This is a genomic window from Candidatus Gracilibacteria bacterium, assembly GCA_041658685.1.
GTDB lineage: Bacteria > Patescibacteriota > Gracilibacteria > UBA1369 > UBA12473 > JBAZZS01.
Genome location: JBAZZS010000002.1, coordinates 217,983 through 242,623 on the forward strand (window position 1 = coordinate 217,983; position 24,641 = coordinate 242,623).

Below are 24,641 nucleotides of genomic sequence, written 5' to 3' on the forward strand. Positions count from 1 at the left end.
CCATGTTGTTGCGATGTCTATTCAATCAGTGGGAAGGGTGGAGAATCGCGGAAGCGAGGAGGGTTTTTGGTGAAACAGAGAAGGCACCCCCTCCTCCAGAAGCGGGAGAAACATCGGCGCCCCTTAAAGAAACTCCTCTTACCCCTGAAGAAGCCGCAAAAGAACTCAAACAAGTGGAAGGTAAGCTTCAAGCGCTTAAACTTGCCATCACCACGCTTGAAAAAAATTTAAGCAGTGTGGATCCTCAAAAAGCTACGCCTCAAGGAACCGAATTCCAAGAACTGCACAACCAAGCGCAAAGAATGCATGATGGTTTTTCAAAAGCGCTTGAGGCAGTCTCAACGGACCCCCTTTTAAAAACCGAAGCGCTTCAAGCCAATGTGGACCAACGCTTGGATCGTATTTTGCAAAAAACAGCATCAACTATCCCCGATTCAACACTCTTGAAGGCAGTGACTGCCTCTACGGTTTCCGCGACAATAACTTCAACTTTAGCCCCTGGCGCCCCCCTCCTTGCTCCCTCTCTCAAAAAAGTCACCTCTACCCCTCCCGATTCCATTGAGACAAAAATGAAAGCCCTCGAAATCCGCAAAAATGAGACATTAGAAAAAATGGGGGGTAAAAATTTCGACCTTTTCTCAGCATATCAATCCCTCCCGACTTTTCTTAAACAACGCATTGATCGCAGTGATGTTTCTCGGAAACAAAACGCAGACCCTTTAATGAAACTACGCGCCCTTGAATCTGTTGTGAATGCCTTGGAAGAATACCAACGATTGACCGATTCCACTCAAGGCATCCGGTATGGAGCGACTGAAGGAGCCTATGGTCCCAATCTTTTTGACGATCATTTTTCGAAAGCCGGGACCGTTCTTCATAATGCTTTTTTTGATACTGCGGGCGGGATGGGAGGAAAAGGCTCGTATGTTGAACTTGTGGGAGCAAGGCTTGGCATTAATCCCGATCCTAATGACCTACAAGAAAAAAAACTAAACGCTCATTTTGCACTTAAGGTGAAGGGGCTCCCGGATAGCGAAGCGGTTACGACCGCCTCTTCTTTCTCCGAAGATTCCATTTCCATTTCACTTAAAGGAAAAACCATCGAGGAAGCGGTGGCGGATGCCATGCGCGAATTCGTTGAAAGAAAAGACGTTCAAAAAACCCTCAAAAAACAATTTCGCCAACATGAAGAAACGCTTGGACTGAAAAGAGATGCTGTTGCACGCCAAGATGCACATATCGATAAAGTTGCCGCAAGACAAGATCGTAAAGAGGAACGAAAAGATGATCGCAGACTTGATGACCCCCAACATCCGTCGAGCCACCCCGATTATAAGGGTGAATCCCGTGAGGATCTCGTCAATCGCATCCGCGAGGATCACGGCAATCCCGAGGATTACATTATTCGATGGGAAGAAAAAGGTGGCAAAAATGGACACTGGATCGCTAAGCGGTTTCAAGATCGCACAGAAGAAGGAACTGCCCAAGCGCCAGCCAAAGAAACGGAAAAGAAAGGGGAAAAACCTCATGAAGATTTATTGAAAAGAATTATCATTGACCAGCCGGTAGGTCTTGGGCCCATTTCTCCCAAAACGCAAGAATTACTTGTGAAATCCGGCGTCAAAATCCAACTCGAAAAAATCGGGCAAGATCCCCAAGCAAAACAATATCAAACTCTTTTGGTTTTTTCTGAAAAATCTCCGCCTGCCAATTATCCTTTTCCCCAAGGGACACGAATGAATTTTTCTACAAAGGATGAGAAGGGTCCCCTTACCCTTACCACCACGGATGAAAAAGGCACTCAAAAGGTTTATTTAGTGACCTCGGATGGATTAACTCTCCCTCCGGCAAAGCCGTCCCCTGCTCCCGCTATTCAGAAGGAGGGAAAACTCTCTAACATCGAAACGAGTCAAGCAGGACCCATAAATATTGATTCCGGTCTTGATTCGGAGATTAAAAATGAAATTACCGATACCGATCTTAATATTTTATCCAAACTCACCTCTTCAACTCCTGAATTTACCACCTCTGCAGATCGCCTTTATCGGTTAGTTGTGCAAGAAGGACACTCAAGAATCTTGTGGAATTCAAAACCTCAAGAAAAAAACATTTGGGGAGATGTCTCCAATGAAAACCTGCATGTTGTTGAGACTCCTCCGGGAACTTACGTCGATTGTACTCTCGTGCCTTCCGGTTCTTACCTTAAAACAAATGAAGGAAATCGCTATTTTAGCTCTCACAATGGGAAAGAATTTGTTTTTGAGGAAAAAGGAAACCTTAAAATCGCAAAATATCCGACCTCTGATCCCACAAGGTCCACGTACTACCGTCTTGAATCCAATGGCGAACTATCTCCTTGCACCAAGAACGGCCAAACCGAGCAAGAATTCAAGAATGCGTCAAAAGAAATACTGGGGACAAGCTATTCCCTTAATGACTTAGCTATAAGTTGCCAAATCGGAGATCAAGATTACGATCTTTTACGTTCCATTATTCTTTTCGCTGAAGATGGCTCTCATTTTAGGATCCGTGAATTTACGCAAAAAGGACACAAAGACTACGATAATATTTCAGAACTTATTCCTCTATTAGATCAGAGAAAAGATTTGGCCCAAACATGGTCTCAATTACCTGTTCGACCGGGAGAAAAAATTCCTGATTTAGGCAAATTTTCCCCTGAAAATTTCTCTTTTATTGCCGATAATATAAATGCACTGGAAAATGTTCCGGGTTTACCGGCCACACAACTTCGTTCAGAAGTGGGAAATGCTTATCTTTGGACCCGATTCACCGAGCCCGCATTGCGCGGAGAACCTATTGATTGGGCTACTGATTTGAGTAAATATGAGGCGCTTATCCAATCCCCCGAAAGAGACTCTCATATCGTTAATACCTTGGCTTATCTTTATCTTGCACGAGCGCAAGCAAGTACATCGCCGGAACGAAAAGCAGCCGATAAACAAAAAGCTATCACCTTACTGGAAAAAGCTCAGACAGAAACACCTTCCCCGAAAGAAAAAGAGGCGCATGAAGCCAATAAAAAATTATTGACTGACCTCAAGGCCGAAAAATCGATCAAAGAATTACTGGATCAAAGAGCTAAAACTCTTCCGGCGCCTGTAAATTAAAGGCGAAATCCCTTCCCTTGAGCTCTTTGTTTGTTTCCCGTATACTCCCTTTACGTCGGGGTGTGGCGCAGTTGGCTAGCGCGCACGCATGGGGTGCGTGAGGTCGGAAGTTCAAGTCTTCTCACCCCGACCAGAAGAAAAAATGCTTCGCATTTTTTCTCTTCTCCCTGCATTTTTCTTTTTTTCATCATTTCTATCGGGGTGTAGCGCAGTTGGCTAGCGCGCCTGGTTTGGGACCAGGAGGTCGGAGGTTCGAGTCCTCTCACCCCGACCAGCAGAAAAAATGTTTTGCATTTTTTCTCTTCTCCCCGCATTTCACTCCCGCAGCGTCGCACCGCGCCGCGAAGGGAGCTGATTTTACTGCGAAACCGAAGCGCGGCATTTTTCTAAAGTTTCTTTATAAGCTCAAGCAGGTTTCTTCAAGATCGGCACTCCAGTCATAATCGTCACTTATTTTATCGCACAACGCCACGTCTGATTTTGCCTTAGCCTCCTCCGCATACACGGAAGCTTGGCATCTTTCGATTTTTTCCTGAGCATTCGGCGCCCCCTCAAAAAGATCGCATAAACTTATGTTGTCGGTTAAGGCGGCAAAACCTTTAGAATACTTATCAAACCCTCCTATGTAAGAATCCAAATAACCGGATTCAACAGCATCGGGACAAGGAAAAACGGTTTTCCCTTCGGTTCTCACATCATATAATTCGTTTTCGCACACCTTGAGCACACAGCCATAATCGTATTCGGTATTACAAAATTTCTTTGAAATATTTTCCATCAGCGTCAGCCCTGTTTTGCATGAATCCGCCCAATAAGCACCATCGGCCTCTTCATCTTCTATTTCATTGATTTTTTCACAAAAAGCCACATCGTTGGTTTCCATGGCTGCGCTTGACAGGCAGTATCTTTGATAATAAGCATCCACTTTTTTCACGCAAATTTCAGGATCGTTTTTTGTAATGGCTTCTTGGGACCAGTTGCCCCAAGCACTGGAGGGGGAAGAGTATAGATAAGTATTTACGACCATGATCGAAATTACGGCAAACACTAATGACAACAAGATGGGCCAACAATACCCCATCGTGAATTCAAGCTTTTTCCCTATTAAACGCCTTAAGATGAAAAATAAAACAAAAGAAGCGATGAATAATCCGGCAACAAGCCCTCCGGAGATCGAAACGATGCTATCAAGGGACCCGTTGATAACGAGGAGAAGCGGAAAAAAGCCGGAAACATTTTCAAGAACATCTAACCCGGCAACCAAAAACACAATAACCGGAAGGATAAAAAGATAAATCAACAAAAGATAAAATAAACTTCGGCCCACTTTTAAAAAGATTTTGTTGGCTTCGCTCATAAGAAAAAAGTATTAAAAAAATTGAACCTTTTAAATTATACATTACTATCAATTCGCGATCAAAATACTATGTAACTTAGTTAGCGAGAGGCGCGAATCTTTTTTCTTGTGATTGCCACCCATGGATTGATTTGCTAAGATCAGTCCGCTTTTATCGGGGTGTAGCGCAGTTGGCTAGCGCGCAGCGTTCGGGACGCTGAGGTCGGAAGTTCAAGTCTTCTCACCCCGACCAGTTATAATTTCCCCAGTTCTCGATCTCCAAAAATACGACTCCCCACGGCCTTGGTTTGGCCTTGGTATTTTCCGTTGTAAGGCGTTTCCGCGGCCTGATCCATTTTGCAAAACACCAACTGACAGATGCGTCGGCCTTTTTGCAATTTGATGGGAAGCGAATTGGCGTTGTACAGCTCTAGCGTAATAGTGCCCTTAAATCCCGGATCCACCCATCCCGCATTTTGGATAAAAAGCCCGATTCGACCAATCGAACTCCTCCCTTCCACAAAAGCGGTGAGGTCATTGGGAAGCTCAATGTATTCTTGCGTGGTAGCTAAAAGAAAAGAATGCGGCGGGATCGTGATCGAATCCCCTTCGATTTCCCGATAAGGGATTTCCGTGTCGAGGGTAATGGACTCCATGTGGGTGTGCTCCATGAGCAAATAATGGCCCCCCAAACGACAATCGATCGAGGCAGGTTGAATGGAATCCTCGGAAAGAGGCTTCACAACGAGGCCCCCTTCCAGGATCATTTTTTTGAGTGTTTTATCGGAAAGAATCATTGAATTTTTTTTAAATTTTACCCACCAAATCAATCCCGGCTTTTAAGGTGGCGGCGCCGGGTTTCCAACTGGCCGGACACACCTCGCCATTGTGCTCCCTTACAAATTGAGCGGCTTGAATTTTTCGCAACAATTCCGCGGCACTGCGACCAATGGTGTTGTCATGGATTTCATAAGCTTTTAAAACGCCTTCCGGATCCATGATAAAGGTTCCGCGGCGAGCCAGTCCCTCCCCTGCCATATACACGCCAAATGTTTTGGCCAGAGTTCCGGTGGGATCCGCCACCATGGGGAATTGCAGTGTTTTAATAGCCGGCGAATGGTCGTGACAGGCTTTGTGCACAAAAACCGTGTCTGTGCTCACGCTGAGAATTTCCACGCCCAGAGCCTTGAATTCCTCATAATGCTGAGCCAGTTCTTGAAGCTCGGTGGGGCAAACGAACGTGAAATCCGCGGGATAAAAGAAAAGCACCAACCATTTTCCTCGATAATCGGAGAGTTTTACTTTACCGAATGCGTCGTTGTGATAGACCTCAAACTCTCCCTCGGGAATGGGAAGGCCGATCTCGACTTTCATTTCTGAATTTTCCATAATGAATGGGATTAAAAGATTGAATTTTGATAGGTTATCATATCACTTTCTTCATTGACCCTACCAGCTCTTTTCAGTATTCTTTGTTTCGTGTTTTAGTATTTAACTTTTCCGTATGGCTCAATCCATCACCGATCTCCGCCGAGGACGCGTTGTGGTTCATGAAGGCGAACCTTGTCTCATTCTTGAAAACAGCTTCATGCGCACCGCGCAACGCAAGCCTGTGATGCGCACCAAATTGCGTGGGCTTATTTCCGGAAAAGTGATTGCAAAAACTTATATTGCCGGTGAAGCCTTTGATTTGGCACAGATTGAAAAAGCAAATGCCCAATTCATGTATAAAGATGCGGATTTCGCTTATTTCATGGACAATACGACCTACGACCAATTCCAATTGTCTCTTTCGATGTTGGGCGACGGGATTCAATATCTCAAAGACGGAGAAGAAGCCATCATCACCAAGTACGAGGACAAGACGATCGGGGTTGAACTCCCTGCCAAAGTGACGTTAAAAGTGATTGAATCCATGCCCGGGGTCCGAGGAGACACGGCCCAAGGAGGAACCAAGCCCGCCACACTGGAAACGGGCCTCGTGGTTCAAGTGCCTTTATTTATCAATGAGGGCGAAATGATTCGCGTGAACACAGATACCGGGGAATATGTGGAACGAGCGCAGAGTTAGCCCAACCTTTTCAATACAAATTTCATATCCGGAGGCGGCGGCGCGGTCACGGTGATGTCTTTTTTGAGGAAAGGATGATAAAAAATCAGGGTTTCGGCGTGGAGGAATTGGCGGCCCATGTGAAAAATGTTGTTGAACCTGCGATTGAAAGGCCGATTGCCGTATTTGATGTCCAGGGCCACGGGATGGCCGATAGACGCGAAGTGCTGGCGAATCTGATGCTTGCGCCCGGTCTTGATTTCCGCTTCCACCAAGGCGCACATGAGCCCCGGAATTTTAAAGATTTGACGCACTTTGTAATACGTTTGGGCGGAAATTTTCTCGGAAGACGTGCGGCCGGGCAATGGTTTGGTGATCACCTCCCCTGTTGGGATGCCCATCACAAGAGCGAGGTACCGCTTATGAGTGGTTGCTTTATGTTGAATCGAGTCGGTTTTTGCCGGACCTTTAAAAATCGCCTCCAATTCATGGCGATCTTTTTTCTGTTTTCCAAAACAAAGAATCCCGGACGTGTCGTAGTCGAGGCGGTGCAACAGATAAGGTTTTCCGTGCTGGGGGTCGATGTTTTCGTTTTGAACTTTTCCCATGACTGTGGAATTCAAAAAAATCCCCGGAGACGGCACGGATGCGATGCGCGGCGGCTTGTTCACGATGAGAAGGTGCTCATCTTGGTACAAGATTGGAATCGGCGGTCTTTTCATGCCAACAGATAAGCATGAAATGCAGAGGGAAGCAAAAAAATCGCTCCCTGAGGAGGCGGCTTAATCTAAAATCGCCGTACCGGTACGGCGAGCTAACCTGAAAAATTATTTTCTTCCCAAAACTTTAAAATTCCACTTCTTTCCACGGTCCTATAACACTATCCCCATAAGTTCTCCCTGGGCGATTTGCTTGTGCCAATATTTCTCCTTCAAATGTGACCAAACCTCTCCATTGGTGATCTTGTGGGACGTGGTCTCTAACAAAGTCAGGATCCGGAATGACATCACAATCTTCGGATTCTCGTACCTGCGCTACGCCGACTTTTGTATAACCACGCTCATGGATCCTAAGCAACTCTCTTTCTTCTTTAGTTAAATCTTGTATTGCTTCAGCAAACAGCTGACGAGTTTTCCCGATATAAAGTGGACTATTTTCGCTTTCTTCTCCTTGCAATGAAACCGTTACCAATGCGCATCCAAAGGCTTCTCGTAATATCCCTATGGTCTCCAGATAAGACTCTAAGGTTTGCTCCTCATCTAATCCTTGTCGTGCAAAATCCATAGATAAAATAAAAAGCGGGATTACGTCGGTCTTCATTAACTGAACGATTTTCTCGAGTCTTTGGCGCATTTTTTTACTTCCTGCTCTAACTCCATGACTGATCGCTATAACGCTTGACCTGCCCCCGCTTAATTCATAGGCAAGCTCTGCGAAATCAGGAAAGTTATCTCCTCGCAAGGGTTCTGTGTTTATGTGAGTTGTAACATAGGGATTAAAAAGACCTACAATCCCCTCAATATTGCCTCTTATTTTCCCCTTGGTTAAAGCTTGTACTTTTGTGGGGCGATCATGCACGGCACAAGACCTGCATCCTTCCGGACATCCACGCGTTGTTTCAACCATATCAATCCTGAATGAATCTTTTATATCTTCAAAACGCATATGAGAAAAAGTTATTGAACTTGGGCAATAACTTTAATTCCTCATGAATTCGTGTCTAATTTTGTCTTTTTGAGCTCGATTCTAATCTACTAATCGATCTAAAGCTGGTTGGAAAAATGATTGAATTGCATCCGTTGTATTTCTGCGAGGGGTTTTGATTTAACCAAGAGTGAGCACGGGTATTCCGGATCTGATACATCATTGAAAAGTACGTATTCGCTCGTGTCTGAAAAAATAATCCATTTGTTACAAAAATCCATTTGTTTAAACACATCAAAGCGGTTCTTATATCTTTCCAGATCTTGTTTGTTACAAAATTGTGCAAGTTTTGGGCCGAATGTGGTACAAATCGCGTGATGTTTTGCGTGTTTGGCTCTTTTTTCCCGAAATTTAAACGCCAGATCTACGGGGCCTATTGCGTTGATAAAGCTTTCAAAATCACCAAAATCGAAATTGGTATCATAAGGGACTTCTGCCATAAAAAAATACGCTTCTATTATTTGTTCCGGAGTGTAAAAGGTTTCGAATTCTTGAATGGATTCTCTTGGAGCCCTTAAAAAGGGTGCTATTTGTTTGATTTTATGAGCTGTTTTTCTGAATTTTCTTTCTTTTGTGGCTAATTCGGCAACAAGAGATTTTAATGATAAGGCTCGAATGCCCTCTTTATTGTTTTCGACTAATTTCAAACCTTCTAATCTGGAAAATGCATAATACACCGTGCTTCGTGGTAATTTTGTTCTATTGGTGAGCTCATATATTGTTTGCGCAGGGTTTTTTAAAAGCTCGAGATATAAAAATATTTCAGCTTCGCTTAAGCCTGCGTCAAATAAGAGTTTTTTTAATTTTTTGTAGATCAACATAGGGATGAATTTAGCCATTTTTTCTCAAAAAAAGCAAGGGGTCATTCATATCATCGTTCGAACATCCCCCCAGTATTTCACCGCTATGCGACGCTTCAGGACTATCTTCCTAAAATCTTATATGCGTACTTCAGCATCTCTTTTTCTTGCTCCGGTGTTTGGTGGTCAAAACCCAACAAATGAAGCAATCCGTGCACAAATAAAAATTGGAGCTCCTCTTCGAGAGATTGTTTCATGGTTTTTGCGTTGCGGCGTGCGGTGGGAATGGAGATGAAAATTTGGCCCAGAGAAGAGACTATCGGCCCCCCCTCAATCACCGCGGCTTCGGCTCTAGCTAAACCTGATGCAGCTGAAGCGTCCCCAATAGATATGGATTCCTCCCTAGGGAGGCTCGGTGCGTTCATCTCCTCCCCTACTTCTCGGTTGGCGAACGAAAGAACGTCGGTCGGCTTATTCAATCCCCTCCATTCGTGGTTGAGTTTTTGAATTTCTCGATCATTTAAAAGCACCAATTCCACTTCCTGTTCCGGAATGGCTGGAAGTTTTTTTTCAGCAGAACGGAGCAAAAGGAGAAATAACTTCTCTGTGTAAGGCGTTTTTGTGGTGTTGGTAAAAAGAAGAGAAAGCATAAGTAGAAATGCCTTATTTAAGCCAAAAATTAATGTAAAAAATGTGCCCGGGCATAATCTTACCATTGCTTCCGCCATAAATACAGAATGGGAAGTCGTTTCGCTACGCTCACGCCCAAATTGCATTTTTCATACAATATTTCTCGAATTTTACCATTTTTTTGTCTAGACAACTGTCCGGACAGTGTCTACTGTTGTCTATAGACATGTCCGGTCAACTGTCCGGACACAGACCTTATTCCAGGTTAAAATCTGTCCGGACACATGTCCGGACAACCGCAATAAATTGTCTAGTAGTGACCGGACAGCCAGTAGATAACAGGTCTAACCCCTAATCTCCACCCCTATGAGCCCTCAAGATTTCACTCTCACGCGCGAGGAAGTATCTGAAAAACTTAACATCTCCATCCGAACCCTGGATCGTTACATCCGGCGCAACTATTTTAACGTCAAACACTCGGGCCGAAATGTGTGGATTTCTAAAAATTCTTTTGAGGAATATTACAAAAAAAACTATGGCCAAATGACGCCCACAACCGATTCCGAGGAGCTGAGTGAATCTCAAAATGTGGCCTTGTCCGGACAAGAACAAATGACCGGACAGGCTTACAATGCCTTTGGTGTAGGAGGCCTCAAGCAACCGCTTTTAGAGCTCTCTGCGCATGAGCACGCGTACGACACGGCATTGAGTCCGGTTTACATTTACAAAGGCCTCTATGACGAGCTTAAAGAGCGTAATGATGAACAAATCAAGCGCCTCGAGGGCGCGCACTATCGCGTTGGCCAATTGGAGGCTCAAGTAAAAAGCATGATCCCTATGGTTGAATTCAAAAAACAAAAAGACCAACTCCAACTCATGGACCGCAAATATCGTGAATCTCTCGAAGAGGCGAGCCGCAAGCTCAGCCAAAGCAAACGCCTTTTTGAAGGGGAGCGCCTCAACAAAAACATCTATATTTCGCTGGTGTATGGACTTTTGGCCCTGCATGTGATTTTCTGGGGGCTCTTGAGATTCGCTTAATTTAGAGGTTTTCTTTTGTTTGAACCGAAATTTCTCCATCCGGATACGTATTTTCAAACCGCGAAATGACTCCGCCCGGTTGATTTAAAATTTCCCACAATACGGTGGCGTCGCCAAACGCATTGAACGTGTAGGGGGGCGCAAGAACTTCGCCGTTTAAAAGCACCATGTCGTTGATGGTGTAAAATCCATCGGTCGCGTCAATGAGTCGAATGCCATTCACAACCACGGCCTCGGCGCCGGCGGCCCACAATTCATTGGTGGTATCCACGAATTCTTCCAAGCCCAATCCCGCGTTAACCGTGATTTGAACCCCAGGTCCTTGGATTGGCTTATAGCCGAGCAAAATCTCGTTTTTTTCGATTTCCGCGTTCATTGTGGCGTAGCCGGAAGTTTGCGTGGAATACTGTTCCAAGCGAGCCTCTAAAGCAGAAATTTCATCTTTTAGGCTTTCATTAGCCGTTTTTAGAGCATAGATTTCATGAAAAATGTCCCCGGCGTCCGTGTCGCGGATTCGGTCCTCGACTTCCGCGTACGATCGCACTTGCATGGCGATAAAAATGCCGGCCACCATTCCGACCAGCGCCAAAATCCATTTAAGTGAAATTTTAAATTTCATTTTCATTCGGCGATGGCGGTTATGAATTGAGTGGAATATCCGCCGATGTAGGCGGGGAGGGTAAGGCTTTCATTTTTTTTGAATTTGAATTGAATGCCGTATTTTGCCACGCGGGTGTAGAGCGCGGGCAAATCGTTTTCGCTGCTTAATTTTTGCAAAACAAGATCCGGGAGATCGATTACGACTTGGATTTTGAACGGAGGCGCGACATTAAAATTGTTGATCAGGATCGTGTTCCCGGCACTGGTGATCGGAGTGGAGGCCACGATGCGTTGATCATTGATCGACAATCCGGTGATTGGAAAAGTTCTTAAAAGGTTGACCAAGTCGCGCAAATCCGAGGCATGAACCAAACTGTTGGAATCCACAACCCAATCATCGCGTGAAATGGTGGAACTGTCTTCGAGGATAATTTCAACCCCACTTCCCGTGAGTTCTGTGAGGCCGAGACCGACTTGTAGGGTTTTAAAATAATCGGAATCCGCAGAGCTATAGGTCGCCATTTTAGCTTCCGCTTCATCCACTTGAGCTTGAAGTTCCGTGAGGCTCTTTTGTAATTCTTCTTGGTCTTGCACAAAGGATTCGACGAGTGATTTTTGAAATTCATATTCGTCGAGCGGGTACGAACTCTCGGGTTGGACCGCGCTTTTCAACTGAAAAATCAACAACGCGCCGATCAAGGCTCCAGCGATAAAAAAAGGGACGTCTGTACTGGGGGATATTTTTTTCACTGCCCCGATTATAATGAAAAAAAAAATTTTAACTACCTCCCGCGCGATAAACTCCTCAGAAATGCCTCTTTACTCATTGTTTGCTTTTTATGGGGAGTTGCAGGATCGGCGGGTTTCGGGGCAGAGGATGTTATTGATATTGTTTGCAGTTTACCTGGATCCAGGGAAATATTTTCAACTGATACAGTGGGCCTCGGCGCCTCGGGCGATGCAGTTGCACTCGCTCTTTGTCCTGCTTTTTTGGGAGAAGAATCTAATGCAGCCGTGAGCTGCTTAATGAACGGACCTATTTCTTTAAAGGATAGGCCAGATGCACTAAAGGATGTGCTAGGTGAACCCATTGCATACCATCTCCTTCCGCTTCTTTCATCTTCTGAACGTAAGTTTACGTAACCATAATGATGTGGCTTACTCCCGGCGACGTTTTGTAAAAGCCACAAAGCTTCTATTTGCTCCGGCAAACTTGGATCCTCGGAGATTGCTGTCCTTCTCCCCGCCGAGTCTGAGGTGTCTTTAAAATGATATCTCTTCTCCCTTAAATCCTCCCCGAGTGCCTCGTTTAAACAGACAAGTAGGACCTCTGGGGGTATGTTCTGCAAATCTTCTCCGGGCTTAAAATAAGCTGGAGTTGCTGTATCTACCATTCGCTCTCCAATGGAGGCCCTTTGAGCAAAGTCAAACTCGGCTTTTACTGCTTCGAAAAAGGGGCCCCAGTCTTTCCTGGCCCCAACAGGAATTGCAGTCGTAATTTCCCAACACTCAGGATTTTTTTGGGTTTTTTGAATACTTGCACACGTGGTTTCCAGGTACGAGGAGTTCTTTGATCCCCATCTAAGAGCTAATATTAGGTTACCCGATCTATTTTCATTCAAAATATCGTACCCGTCCGTCTCATATTTTTCGAAAAATTGGAGTCTAAAAACCTTAAAAGCGGCCCCTAGATAACGCTTCAAATCATCAATTTCTAATTCGTGCGGATTTACTCCATCCGGGAAAATACATGTATCTGCGACAACGGGATTTTCTGCCAATGGAGATCGCGTATAGTCTGGCCTGAAACGCTCTCTTTCTTTATCTTTTACATCTTCTCCTGGAGCGTCCCTTCTCTTAGATTCTTCCACTAAAAATGTTTCAATGGCTTGGCACACCGGCCTTAATTGTGCCCGGATTTCTTCGTCAGCTGCAAGCCAAGAAGCTCGATGGTTTGTCCGGTAACGCCCTTGCAGATTTTGACCCAATTCAAAAATATAATACGAATGATTGATGGTTGTGGGGATGCAGGCGCAGTGCCAATTGACTCCTTGCCCACTAGGTTCTCTGTAATTTATGTATAAACAAGCCATCCCATCAAACTGCCCAGGTTCAACAAAAAATCCAGGATGGACCCGACTCCATTGGGTCACAACGGATTCGACAAGAGTTTTTATTTCGTCCATCCATTGTGCTGGGGATGAATCAGTGTGTGAAGGATTATGGATGTTGGGCTCAGCCTCTTCCCTAGGGGCAAGAATAGTCGCTATCTTTTCCCCCGCTTCAGCTTCCCTGTTTGGACATTCGACGGCACTATCGTGATCGTCTCCTCGCACACTGACAGCAGGCAATATTCTTCTAAAAGAACCATTCCCCACGGGACCGAATCCTCCTCCGTCCGTCAGTACCATTTTTGGCTTTCGTTAAACGTTTTAGGCTATTTTTATAGCCCCGGATTTTAACTCTGTCAAATTTCCTAGATCCTCTTCTGAATCAGATTCACAAAAACTCCCAACATAGTGAAGCCGAAAAAGACTTCCACGGAAACACAAACTTTCCCCATAACGGTTTGCGGCACAATGTCTCCCAAGCCGAGCGTGGTTGCGGTCACAATTGAAAAATAAATGTAATCGTACCAGTGCGCGTTTTCCTGGATGAGGCGCATGGACGGATCCGTGATCCTATGATCGAGAAGCCAATACATCGTGGACATGAACAAAGCGAACCCCGCGGCCGTGAATCCCCATCGCACAAAACTGTGTCCATACATCGAGGTGGTTTCCAAAATTGAATATCCAAGCCATTGAAAAATTTCTTTTTTAAACCAATAACGGTGCTTTCGATACTTCATTTTACATTCACTTACGGTCCATTCTTCTTCATAAAAATTCTTATTTCTAAAAATCACTTCCAACGAAGAATAACTCCGTTCCATCAGTCTAAAAAAATCTTCCATTTCATCCTTGGCAAATTTTTTATCATTTTTTTTGTATTCCTTGAGTTGGGCCTTAAACGCTTCATCCATTTTTCCCAAATACTCGCGGCACTCATCCGTGTCGTACATAAGACTCGGGTTCAACACGATGCGGAGTAAATAATAATAACAAATTCCGCGTTCCACGTAGTCGGTTTTTTCCACCTCTTTCAACCGTTTTTTGAACACGTTTTTGATCTTATCAAAACGGTCGTAAGCCGAGTGTCCTTCAATGAATTTGACCGCATCTTGGAATTCCATAACAATAAGCGTAAATTTACTCTTGTTATTTTACCATATTTTTAAGATTAAAACAACCTTCTGGTACGGACCTTTCAGATTAGGTATAATCCAATCATGATTGGTGTTTTTGATTCCGGCTTCGGCGGGTTGACGGTACTCAAGGAACTTTTAAAAAAGTTGCCGCAATATGAGTATCTTTATCTGGGGGACAATGCGCGAGCGCCGTATGGCGAGCATTCGCCTGAGGCGATTTTGCAATTTTCTCGAGAGGCGGTTGATTTTTTATTTGGGAAAGGGTGCCGGCTCATTCTAGTGGCGTGCAATACCGTTTCTGCGGTGGCGCTTCGAACCTTGCAAGAAGATTATTTGAGAGCCCCTGAAGTTACGGATAAAAAAATACTGGGCGTAATTTTTCCGTTGGCGGAAAAAGTGGCTGAAATTTCAAAAACCGGGCGCGTGGGAGTGGTGGGAACACGGGCAACCGTGGATTCCGAAGCGTATGTGCATGAATTCAAAAAACTTCGACCCAATCTTAAAATTCACCAAAAAGCATGCCCATTGTTGGTGCCGCTGATTGAAGAAGGATGGCAGGATAAACCTGAAGCGCGCATGATTTTAAAAAAATATTTGATTTCGTTAAAAACGTGCAATTTAGACACGCTCATTTTGGGGTGTACGCATTATCCGCTTATGCAACGCGATTTTGCTCGTATTATGGGAAAAAATGTAAATGTCCTTAACACCGGTGCCACGGTGGCGGAGAGCTTAATGGATTATCTTGCGCGTCATCCCGAGATTGAAAAGCTTCTTAAAAAGAGCGTAAAAGGCAAAGAAAAACGACTCTATTTTACGACCGGAGAATCCGAGCGATTTCAAGAATTTGGGGCGCGATTTTTGGGTCAGGCGATGCAAAAAGTGGATAAAATTGTTTTATAAGGAAGGGCAGGGCACCTTTCCGAGGAACATTTAGGAGAATTTTTAAGCCTCCGAAGGAGTGCGAAAAAATTCGACATGTGACGAGGAGGGGTGTCCTGCCCTCCATAAAATTCCTTCCCCATGAAATTCCGCACTTGGCTCATTGTTCTCTCTTGGCTTTCCCTCATTTTTGGGGCGTTTTTTTATGATCACGACCTTTTGTTTTGGGTTCAAGAACATCGGCTTGTTTGGCTTGATCCTTTCATGATTTTCCTGAGTGATTTTGGACTCTTGTTTGGGATTATTTTATTCATGGTCGCGTTGTTTGAAAAACATTTACGCAAACAATTCATCCTGATTTCACTGGCATTCGCAACTGCGCTTGAGGCAAGTTTTTTATTAAAAATGATTTTCATGACTCCTCGGCCGTACGAAACTTGGGCCACTTCGCCGCTCGAAATTTCTACGGTTTTTTCTTTCCCGAGCATGCATGCCACTTTTATTTTTGCCGCTTTGCCGTTTTTTCAAAAAGGAAATTTGCGACCTTATCGATTTTTATGGATCATTTTTGCCACCTTGGTGGCCTTCTCCCGCGTGTACATTGGCGTGCATTATGTGAGCGATGTGCTGGCCGGCGCAGGGCTTGGGTATGCGATCGGGCAAGGGCTTTTCTATCTGGAAGATCGGTTTTCATTTGCTGAATGGGTGAGCAAACATTTCGTAGATCGGTTTGAAGTAAGGAGGCAATGGATTCATGCTTTATCCGGATTGACGCTCGCATTTTTGATTTATATTGATTTATTGAATGTGAATTTAATGTTGTTGGGGTGCGGAATTGGCGCGGTGTTATGTCTCGTCCAACGCTTTATTTCATTACCGTTCGTGACTCCGATTTTAAATTATTTTGAGCGACCGCATCATATGAAAGCGTTTCCGGGGAGAGGATTGTTTTTTATGGTCGTGGGCTCCTTTTTAGCGGTTTATTTTTTTGAGAAAAACATTGCCGTGGCCGCGGTTGTTATTTTGGCATTAGGAGATTCGATTACGAATATTTTTGGACGGTATTTTGGAGAAGTAAAGCTCCCGTACAATCGCAAAAAAACCATTGATGGCGTTTTGGTTGGGGTTGCGGCCGCAACATTGGGATCTTTCTTTTTTGTGCCCCTTCACGTGGCTTTGATCGCGAGTCTTGGCGCCATGTTTGTGGAAACATTGGATCTTAGAATCTTCATCGAAATTGACGACAATTTACTTATCCCGGTGGTGGCGGGAGGGATTATGACGATGATCATGTAAGGGCGCTCGGGAGAGGAAAATTTTTGTAAACATTTTCAAGGAAGAGGACACGAGAATCATGATCCGAGTGTCCGACTCCCATGTGAACAAAAATTCTTCCTTCCCGAGCACCTCAATAGACTTTTCCCAGATAACATTTTTCGCAAACAATTTTTGCGCCTAAATTCGACGGGTAAACAGTTTTAATCGAGTTGTGGCACACGGTACATTTCGCATCCAATAGCTGTTTTGGAGGTTGTAAGGCGGCGCGTTTTGCATAACGCTCATCCGGAGAAATTTGTGGAATCGGCAATCTGAATTTTTTATAAAACTCCAATTCTTGCGGAATAATTTTAAATTTTTTGCCTGTCATTTCTTCTTCGTCATGCCACCTATACCCTTGTTTCAAAGCCGCTTCTTTTGTTAAAGGATGGTCGAATTGCGCCACGCTAACGTTGTAAGGATACGAAGATAAAGTCCTTGGAAATGGCTTCCCATAGTCTCCGGTTTTTCGCATATATTCATTGATTTTCGGCAATAATTTTTCGTACTCTTCTTTGGAATATTGCTTATTCAAAATCACATATTGTTTTTGTTTAAGCCCGACGGAGCCAAAACAATTTTTGACTTGAATGCATTGATCCAAATACGCCACATCTCGAGCCGTCACGGTGTAGGAACAAAATTTGGCGTTGTACAATTCGTACGCGGTGTCGCATTCGAGAGCCAATTCGGACTTTTCATTCGCCATGTTGTCACAGCAATCTTTATCCTTATGGCAGTCGTAAACATGGGTGCAATCTTCGCATTCGGTCACGTAAAATCCATTCACTATATTTTTGGAATCATTGATGAAATCACCGGTTGAATTTTCCGTATTTCTGAGCCGCAAATTTTTATAAAAAACATTTTGCTTGAGCGCCTCAAAAGATTGAACAAAACGTTCTTGATCTCGCCCCAGTTTTTCAAGAAAAAAGGCTTTGGATTTTTCGTATTCCTCTTTGGTGTATTGCTTGTTTAAAATCATGTAACTTTTATTTCGAAGTTGCGCGGACAACAAACAATGGTGGCAATTTTTGCAATCGTATAAATAAAAACTTTCACTGCAGTCTTCGCACATCTGAGAAAAATGGAGATTATAGCCGTTTTTACATTCCACGCATTCCGAACAAAATTCGCTGTTTCGCACATTCAAACAATCCACGCAATGGTGAGAAGACATGACTCTCATGCAGTAATAAAGATGCTCGCTGTTGTACGATGAAAAGGTTAAATAACAGTTTTTCAAACCCACACTGTTGTTGGTGTAATCGCTGTTCTCGCAATTCACAAACATGCGCGCCCAGCGGGGAACGTCGCGCTGCAAAGCCTTGAATTGCTCAAAAAAGGGCTTATTGAAGTCAAAATCTCGACCATAGGTTGTGGCATCAAAAGCATCGGACCACCATTCGTCTTGGTCGATAATTTTAAAAGGGCTGGATTTTGGATACGTGGAAATGAGGGGTTTGCCGGAGAGGCAACTCACGTTATTGAAAAGTTTTCGTTCGTTTCGAAAGATCAAATGCCGTTGATGTCGGCACTCCGAACACGTGTTTGGGGCGGGAATATCAAATTTTTTATAAGCCTTTATTTCCGCTTCGCAGAGCGCAAAAGGCGAACCGCATAAATGGCAAGAAATAGATGAAATCATGGCTTCATCTTTGCATAAAAATAAATCTCGTCGATTCATAACGCCCCTGTTTTTAGGCCAAAATAAAAAACGCTAATCTTAAAATAGCGACAAAAACATTCCCAAGGTTTGGGAAAAGATAAGGCTGAATTCAGCGAATTACTAAAAATTCAACAGTGATTAAAATTCAATCGCTACTCAAAGTCACTTCGCTACGCTTCGTGACTAAACCAACAATGAAAAAATATAATCTTTATAAAAATCCGCCACGGTTTTTGAGTCGATCAATGTGCCTTCGGTTTGTCGGCGGTCTTCGGTTTTCCTCCAGAGATACACCAAATTATTTCCCTCAAAAGCATTGATCCATATGGGTTGATAATCTCGATGATTGGCGGTCTTCGAAATTCGATTTTCAAATTTGTCGTAGTCCGTTATTTCGCAAGTACAAGGCCCTCCTTTCATGATATATGAATAGGCGTTGCCTCCGTTTTTAAGTCTATTTTTGATGAATTTCTTTTCCACGGGGATCAAATTTCCGTCTTGGTTTAAGTCTTCCCAATTCCCAAACGAAAAATTTGATTGCCAGTCCATGCCCGAAAGATCCAGATATTTTTCAAAGGCTTTTTCGCCCTTAAATACTTCGATTTGAGGCACAGACAAAGGGTCTTTTGAGATGGTTTTTACAGAATTCAAAACTTTTAATTCATGGATGAGACGACGTGTGTTTTTCTGATCGTTTTCTAGTTTTTTTATTAAATTTTCGAGTGATAAGGCTTGAAGATTATTTTTCCATGACGTTGTATTCGATTGAATGAGACTCTTGTTTTTCAAAGATTCAAACGCGCGATAAGTCGTGGTTTTTGGGATACCGCAGGCCTTTATTGCATCCATAATCGAACACCCCTTATGCTCGAGGATGTAGGAATACAACAAAACTTCTTCGGTTTTTAATCCGGCTTTTGCGAGTAAACGGTGGAGATGAAGGTTAATATCCATGAAAAATTCCTGGGAAATAAAAGGATATTAATTTACAATATATCTTATTTTAAGTCAAGCTATTCCCATTCGATGGTTCCTGGCGGTTTGTTTGTAATGTCGTATAAAACCGCGGAAATGCCGGGTAAGGCTTGAATTTTTTGAGTTAAATCGTGGAGGAGAGTCTTGTCCATGGGATAAAAATTCGCAGTCATGGCCTCAGTGGAAGACACGGGGCGGAGCACAATCGTCTCGCCGGGGCGTTCGTTGATTTCGAGGGGAAGCAGGACGACCGGAAATTGCCAAATGTCGCGCAAAAGATTTTTTTCAAAAAGCATTTGATTTACGATTGCGTCGGCTTCTTGCAATACCGCAAGGCGCTCTTTGGTGATGAAATTAGGAAGTGACCGGACAGTGTCTACTCGACCTTGACCCAAAAACAAAAGCACGCGATTCAGATCCAGGAAGCGGTTGGTGAGCATCGGAGAAATGGCTTCCAGCTGCGACCATTCCGCTTGTCCGGACAACACGACCGGATGACGGTAGGACCGGACATCGCCCTGGACCCCCACGCTTTTTACCGGCAAAATTTTGGCTAGAAGAGGGGTGCTATTTTTCACTAAAAATGCATCGATTTCCTGCTCCAATTTTTCGGCATTTGCGAGCGGAGAGGGCTCTTTCACACACAAACATCGCACCCCCAACCCCGGGCCCGGGAACGGATGACGCCACACCATGTCCGGACTCAACCCGAGTTTTTCACCGACTTCACGCACTTCATCTTTGTATAAATCCTTAACCGGTTCGATCACGCGGCCTTGGCGAATGAGTTCTTCAATTTCCGGAACGCGATTGTGATGGGTTTTTATTTTGTCCGCGTGTTTGGTGCCTCCGCTTTCGATGGTGTCCGGGTAAATTGTGCCTTGGCCCAAAAGCCATTCGTCGGGATTTAAACCCAATTCTTTGGTCACATGGCGTTGCACTTCAAGAAATTTATCGCCAATGATGCGGCGTTTAACTTCGGGATCGTAAGCTTCCTTCAACGCCCCAATAAACTCGTTAGCGCCCTCATAAACGCGTAAATTTTTCACTCCGATTTTCTCCAATAATTGCTTCACACTCGCGCCCTCGTCCTTGCGCATGAGGCCGTGATCCACAAATAAACCGTACACGCGATCGTTGCCCAGGGCTTTTTCTAATAACAAAAACGTGACGGTCGAATCCACTCCGCCACTGATCAACAAAAACACTTTTTTGCCACGCGCTTGCGCTTGAATTTCCTTGATTTTTAACTCTAAAAATCGATCCATGCTCCACTCGCGCTTGGCTTCGCAAATATTCAAAAAATTATCGAGGATTTTCATGCCGTGCGGCGTGTGCGTCACCTCGGCGTGAAACTGAATACTCCATCGATTCTTTCCGAAATCCACCATCGGATATTGGCCATCGTCGGTCGAGGCGAGCGCTTTTGCGGTCTCGGGAATGGCAACCACTTCATCAAAATGACTCATCCAAACCGGCTCCTCGGCGTCGAGACCTTGGGTAAGCGGATTGTTTAAATCGTGCACGTGAAGGGTGGCTTTCCCATATTCTCCGACTTTTCCCGTTTGAACGCGTCCCCCTAAAAGGTGATTCATGACTTGATGGCCATAACAAATCCCGAGCACCGGAATGTTGAGGTCAAAAATCGCAGGATCACACTTGAGCCCACCCTCGGCATGAACGCTTTGCGGACCACCGGAAAGAATGATTCCCTTCATGGATTTGAGCTTTTCCGGGGGTACATCCGCAGGGAAAATCTCGGAATGCACCTTGAGCCGACGGATGCGGTCTGCAATGAGGTGCGCGTATTGACTGCCGAAATCGAGGATAGCGAGGGTGTCCATGCCTCTACTTTAAAGGAAAATTCGGAGAGTTTGAAGGGGGAAAATTACTGCACCACCGTCACGGTCCTCGGATTAGGCGTGATGTAATTGCCGTTCAAATCCTGAATGTTGCGCATTAAAACCTGATAATATTCGCCGACTTGCACTGTCACGCCCTTTAAATACAAACGCACATTTCCACCTTCCACAGTCACAAAATCAATCTCGGGAGAATCGGTCACGCTGAGCATAACCAGATTCAAATCTCGTACTTCGTAATTGGCCGGGTCTTGCGCGCTTTCCACGTCCACGGGCTCGGCAAAAATCAATTCAATGCTCGTACCGCCACTCATTTCATGCCAAAACAAACGCGGCCCGGATTCATCCGGCAACAACATGAGTTCGAGGGTTTTGTCTTCCGATAAATTTCCTTCAAAAAATGCCACATTTTCATGCGCCTCAAAATCAATCCCCTCAAGGCTTTGCCCCATGGGAGCCTTAAACGTCACACGATAGGGATCTTTGTCCGTGCCGGGCTGCTTGATGAGAAGCAATGACAATGGATTTTGCGCCAACCATTTCGGATTAAGTTGAAATGAATAGGTAAAAATCTGACTCTTTCTGGGTATTAACTCGATGGTATCTCTTAAACGAACGTAATTTACTTCGTCAAAAAGCTCAACCGATGAGGCGGGAGGCTCCAAGGTTGCATCGAGGACTGTCTCTACTTCTTCGACTGTCACACTCGGTGTTTCGTTCTGATCAAGCGTGACCCCCTTTGGCACATACACATCCAGAAAACCCTTGTACGATCCTGAAAGCGGGGGATTGTAGTCGCCGTAATGCGTGAGCGTAACTTCCAGCGCAGCTTCGTTTTTTTCAAGATCGATCGTGTATTCAACTTCACGCGTGATGTAACGATCGGATTTCATGCCGTCGTCGTTGGTGATTCGAATGGCTAAAAAATTCCCGATAAACTCAGGGGAAACAGGCTGAAAATTTCCATCCCAATTGAGACCGCGCACTTTTTCTGCCAAAGACTCATTTTCAAACGTTGCTAAAATTTCTTTTTGATTCAAATTGCGCGTCATAACTTCACTCAAACTGCGCCAACGCCAAAATTGTAAAACCATTTTTTTGGTCATCACTCGAGCGAATTCGTTGATCACGTCTTTTCGTTTTGCCAACGCTTCTTCATTGTGCCGATCAATGTCAGACACCGCATTTTCAAGAGTTTCGAATAAATTATCGTGCGTAAGGGTGTAACGATCCACGCGAATGGGTTCATACAATTTCACAATATCTTCCAACACGGAAAAGTTGATCGCGATCACGCCGTCGACTGTGGTGTCTGGATATTTTTCATAAAATCGATTTAAAATTTGAGTGGTGAGCTCGGGAAAATCCGGAGTGGCAGTGAGATCAAAATAAACACCCGGAGCTGCATTTTCAGATGGAAGACCGGTGAGGGGAGTGGAGGCTTCGGATAAAGGATCATAAGCATCCTCAAAGGTAATTTCCGAAGGGAATCCATTCTTAAATTCAATCAACGCATACGCTTTAATGCGACCGCCGGTGGGTTGGAGTTCGGCATTATTTTGAAAAAGCACAAGATAGGTTCGGTCCGTCCCGGGCCAACCCATGAGTTGAAACATATTGGGCATAAAAGTTCGCAAGGCGCCCAAGGCAGACACAAACCACAACAGGACAAATAAAACCGTGGCTGCAAAAATATGCAAAATCACTTTCCATTTGGACCAATGGGAGACGGGCCAAAAAGTGTGTTTGGCTTGGCGGAAAAGATAACGAGCGGAGAACATTGGAAAATTCTTAGGGTGATTTCATAAAGAAGCTTAATCTTGAATGTGTGGTTCGACAAGCTCACCACGACCAGACACCACGCACGGAGCGCAGCGAAGTGCGCTCCCCGCATTTCATCTCCACGAAGTGAGTGTCATAGTCCCCTTATGACAAGCGCTGACGATGGGTCTCTAAAATCACCAACCCAATGATCATCCAAAACAGCAAAGATATCTCCTCCAAACCGTACGGTGTATCCAACAACCCATGACCAAGAGGATAGGCAAGAATTAAGAAATATGGATTTCTTAAATGTTCGATAAAAATGCCCCACAGGGTTCGGAGATAGATAAAAAATAAGGCTAAAAATCCAAAAATTCCGAGTTCGCTCCAAAAATAAATCAACAAATTGTGAGGGTGCGGAGGGAGCTCCGCCTCCGGGATTGAGGTGCCAATGAACTCGAGCATGTGACGGCGGAAATAGCTCTGATAATTGCCGGGCCCAATTCCTTCCACGAGTCGTTCGGTGATGGCATTTGCGTTGAATTCGTAAATTTGCAAACGTCTTTCCAGTGAATTTTCTATCTTATAATGGCCGAGAAGAATTTGGAATTTAGGGGTTTTGTATTGTGTGGCAACGCCTACGGCACCCAAAAGAACCAATAAAATTAGGGCGATGATTTTTTTGCGGCGCGGCAAATTTATAAATACAAAATAGGCGAGTAAGGCAAACGCAATACCCATCCCTGTGTAGGATTTGGTAAGGAAAAGAATGGTTCCGCAAATTATAAAAGACAAAATATAAGGAATATTTTTAATCTTAAATTTCAAGCCATCGGCCTTGAATTGAGCATGAAATTCAATGGCCGAGAGCAACATCATGGGAGTAAAAAGATACGCCAGCCAATTCGCACTTTCAGCTTTTAGATCAAAGAAGGGATCGATGTAGGGCCATTCGAAACTTCCCAGGAAATTCACATTGTCTCCGGGAAAAATATCGGTGAAATATTCAAATAAACACACCATTCCAAAAATGGAAAAAGTGAGGAGTAAATATTTTTTAAAAGCTTGGATGGATTTTTCGGTACGCAAAGATGTGATCAGGATGCCAAAAAACGCAATCGGAGCAAAATAATTGATCGCAATTTGCCACCAAAACGTTTTGATTTGAGGTTCAACGGGCGCGAAAAAATGCGCAGCCACTGCCACCCCGGCAAAAACTAAAATGATCGGCAGAAAAATCCATTCTCGCTTTTTAGTGAAGCCAACGGTGCGTAAAAACAGGGCATTGATGCCATAAAGTACCACGAGCGCGACGTAATAAAAATCGAGCGCACTCCAAAAATCAAACATGTGAATCGGCTGAATCGGTCGCAAAACATTTAACGCGCCCCAAAAATAATTATGGAAACGGTAATCGATGAGCCCCGCGAGCAACGCGAGCGGGCCCAAATAAATCATCCATTTTAGGAGTACGTAGCCGTTTCTTTGGAGGAATTTCCACATAGAGAAGTCTTTAAGCTGGCTGGTTACAGGCGGGGAGTACTTCCCATCGAGGTACCGGAGGTTCGTTCGTCTGAAATGACGAACGCCCTCCTATACTCTCGCCCTTTTCCCTCGTTTTACGAGGGGCCCA

The 24,641-nt window shown here is 44.4% G+C and carries 22 protein-coding genes and 3 tRNA genes; 9 read left to right on the plus strand and 16 right to left on the minus strand.

Annotation, left to right across the window (positions count from 1 at the left end; translation table 25 throughout):
- Positions 1-2: 2 nt before the first annotated feature.
- From WC882_03440 to WC882_03450, 3 genes are all read left to right on the plus strand, one after another.
- Positions 3-3,128 carry a hypothetical protein gene (locus tag WC882_03440; GenBank protein ID MFA5842698.1) on the plus strand — a complete coding sequence of 1,042 codons (3,126 nt, stop codon included), beginning with the start codon at positions 3-5 and terminating at the stop codon, positions 3,126-3,128.
- A gap of 56 nt (positions 3,129-3,184) precedes the next feature.
- Positions 3,185-3,261, plus strand: a tRNA-Pro gene (locus WC882_03445).
- A 64-nt stretch (positions 3,262-3,325) separates the two neighbouring features.
- Positions 3,326-3,402 (plus strand) — tRNA-Pro (locus tag WC882_03450).
- 123 nt (positions 3,403-3,525) lie between these two features.
- On the opposite strand, the gene WC882_03455 is transcribed toward WC882_03450, so the two are convergent.
- Positions 3,526-4,485 carry a hypothetical protein gene (locus WC882_03455; GenBank protein ID MFA5842699.1) on the minus strand — a complete coding sequence of 320 codons (960 nt, stop codon included), beginning with the start codon at positions 4,483-4,485 and terminating at the stop codon, positions 3,526-3,528.
- A gap of 155 nt (positions 4,486-4,640) precedes the next feature.
- Between WC882_03455 and WC882_03460 the strand changes: the two genes are divergently transcribed.
- Positions 4,641-4,717 (plus strand) — tRNA-Pro (locus tag WC882_03460).
- 1 nt (position 4,718) lies between these two features.
- Here the strand turns inward: WC882_03460 and dcd are convergent.
- Complete coding sequence (gene dcd, locus WC882_03465) at positions 4,719-5,261, minus strand: dCTP deaminase (protein ID MFA5842700.1); 543 nt, start codon at positions 5,259-5,261, stop codon at positions 4,719-4,721.
- A 10-nt stretch (positions 5,262-5,271) separates the two neighbouring features.
- Positions 5,272-5,838: a redoxin domain-containing protein gene (locus WC882_03470; protein ID MFA5842701.1), complete on the minus strand. Its 567-nt coding sequence runs from the start codon at positions 5,836-5,838 to the stop codon at positions 5,272-5,274.
- A gap of 130 nt (positions 5,839-5,968) precedes the next feature.
- On the opposite strand from WC882_03470, the gene efp reads away from it, so the two are divergent.
- Positions 5,969-6,535: an elongation factor P gene (efp, locus tag WC882_03475; GenBank protein MFA5842702.1), complete on the plus strand. Its 567-nt coding sequence runs from the start codon at positions 5,969-5,971 to the stop codon at positions 6,533-6,535.
- On the opposite strand, the gene WC882_03480 is transcribed toward efp, so the two are convergent.
- The gene (locus tag WC882_03480) at positions 6,532-7,185 is read right to left on the minus strand and encodes an RluA family pseudouridine synthase (GenBank protein ID MFA5842703.1); all 654 of its coding nucleotides are present in this window, start codon (positions 7,183-7,185) and stop codon (positions 6,532-6,534) included. The genes efp and WC882_03480 overlap by 4 nt on opposite strands.
- On the opposite strand from WC882_03480, the gene WC882_03485 reads away from it, so the two are divergent.
- Positions 7,121-7,300 (plus strand): hypothetical protein, encoded by a 180-nt coding sequence (locus WC882_03485; GenBank protein MFA5842704.1) that lies wholly within the window; start codon positions 7,121-7,123, stop codon positions 7,298-7,300. The two genes, WC882_03480 and WC882_03485, sit on opposite strands and share 65 nt — an antisense overlap.
- 60 nt (positions 7,301-7,360) lie before the next feature.
- Here the strand turns inward: WC882_03485 and WC882_03490 are convergent, their stop codons facing one another.
- The 3 genes from WC882_03490 to ybeY all read right to left on the minus strand — a co-directional run bounded on the left by WC882_03490 (position 7,361) and on the right by ybeY (position 9,668).
- The gene (locus WC882_03490; GenBank protein MFA5842705.1) at positions 7,361-8,179 is read right to left on the minus strand and encodes a hypothetical protein; all 819 of its coding nucleotides are present in this window, start codon (positions 8,177-8,179) and stop codon (positions 7,361-7,363) included.
- 98 nt (positions 8,180-8,277) lie between these two features.
- Positions 8,278-9,057, minus strand: coding sequence for a helix-turn-helix domain-containing protein (locus WC882_03495; GenBank protein ID MFA5842706.1), 780 nt, complete (start codon positions 9,055-9,057; stop codon positions 8,278-8,280).
- Positions 9,058-9,140: 83 nt separating this feature from the next.
- Entirely contained in the window at positions 9,141-9,668 is a 528-nt protein-coding gene (gene ybeY, locus WC882_03500) for an rRNA maturation RNase YbeY (GenBank protein MFA5842707.1), read from the minus strand.
- Between the two features lie 346 nt (positions 9,669-10,014).
- On the opposite strand from ybeY, the gene WC882_03505 reads away from it, so the two are divergent.
- A complete protein-coding gene (locus WC882_03505) occupies positions 10,015-10,689 on the plus strand; it encodes a hypothetical protein (protein ID MFA5842708.1) in 675 nt (224 codons plus the stop codon).
- A gap of 1 nt (position 10,690) precedes the next feature.
- On the opposite strand, the gene WC882_03510 is transcribed toward WC882_03505, so the two are convergent.
- The 4 genes from WC882_03510 to WC882_03525 all read right to left on the minus strand — a co-directional run bounded on the left by WC882_03510 (position 10,691) and on the right by WC882_03525 (position 14,524).
- Positions 10,691-11,239 carry a DUF881 domain-containing protein gene (locus WC882_03510; GenBank protein MFA5842709.1) on the minus strand — a complete coding sequence of 183 codons (549 nt, stop codon included), beginning with the start codon at positions 11,237-11,239 and terminating at the stop codon, positions 10,691-10,693.
- Positions 11,155-12,039 carry a DUF881 domain-containing protein gene (locus WC882_03515; protein ID MFA5842710.1) on the minus strand — a complete coding sequence of 295 codons (885 nt, stop codon included), beginning with the start codon at positions 12,037-12,039 and terminating at the stop codon, positions 11,155-11,157. Before WC882_03515 ends, WC882_03510 begins: the two co-directional genes overlap by 85 nt.
- Positions 12,040-12,071: 32 nt before the next feature.
- On the minus strand, positions 12,072-13,700 hold the full coding sequence (locus WC882_03520) for a hypothetical protein (GenBank protein MFA5842711.1): 1,629 nt from the start codon (positions 13,698-13,700) through the stop codon (positions 12,072-12,074).
- Positions 13,701-13,765: 65 nt separating this feature from the next.
- Positions 13,766-14,524 carry an ion channel gene (locus tag WC882_03525; GenBank protein MFA5842712.1) on the minus strand — a complete coding sequence of 253 codons (759 nt, stop codon included), beginning with the start codon at positions 14,522-14,524 and terminating at the stop codon, positions 13,766-13,768.
- 96 nt (positions 14,525-14,620) lie between these two features.
- On the opposite strand from WC882_03525, the gene murI reads away from it, so the two are divergent.
- Positions 14,621-15,442, plus strand: coding sequence for a glutamate racemase (gene murI, locus WC882_03530; GenBank protein MFA5842713.1), 822 nt, complete (start codon positions 14,621-14,623; stop codon positions 15,440-15,442).
- A 120-nt stretch (positions 15,443-15,562) separates the two neighbouring features.
- Positions 15,563-16,717 (plus strand): phosphatase PAP2 family protein, encoded by a 1,155-nt coding sequence (locus WC882_03535; GenBank protein ID MFA5842714.1) that lies wholly within the window; start codon positions 15,563-15,565, stop codon positions 16,715-16,717.
- Here WC882_03535 and WC882_03540 read toward each other — a convergent pair.
- The 5 genes from WC882_03540 to WC882_03560 form a co-directional block, all read right to left on the minus strand.
- On the minus strand, positions 16,698-18,425 hold the full coding sequence (locus tag WC882_03540) for a hypothetical protein (GenBank protein ID MFA5842715.1): 1,728 nt from the start codon (positions 18,423-18,425) through the stop codon (positions 16,698-16,700). The two genes, WC882_03535 and WC882_03540, sit on opposite strands and share 20 nt — an antisense overlap.
- A gap of 165 nt (positions 18,426-18,590) precedes the next feature.
- Positions 18,591-19,361 (minus strand): helix-turn-helix domain-containing protein, encoded by a 771-nt coding sequence (locus WC882_03545; GenBank protein ID MFA5842716.1) that lies wholly within the window; start codon positions 19,359-19,361, stop codon positions 18,591-18,593.
- Positions 19,362-19,420: 59 nt separating this feature from the next.
- Positions 19,421-21,226, minus strand: a complete 1,806-nt coding sequence (gene guaA / locus WC882_03550; GenBank protein MFA5842717.1) for a glutamine-hydrolyzing GMP synthase — start codon at positions 21,224-21,226, stop codon at positions 19,421-19,423.
- 44 nt (positions 21,227-21,270) lie between these two features.
- On the minus strand, positions 21,271-23,025 hold the full coding sequence (locus tag WC882_03555) for a DUF4012 domain-containing protein (GenBank protein MFA5842718.1): 1,755 nt from the start codon (positions 23,023-23,025) through the stop codon (positions 21,271-21,273).
- A gap of 145 nt (positions 23,026-23,170) precedes the next feature.
- Positions 23,171-24,511, minus strand: coding sequence for an O-antigen ligase family protein (locus tag WC882_03560; protein ID MFA5842719.1), 1,341 nt, complete (start codon positions 24,509-24,511; stop codon positions 23,171-23,173).
- Between the last annotated feature and the right edge of the window lie 130 nt (positions 24,512-24,641).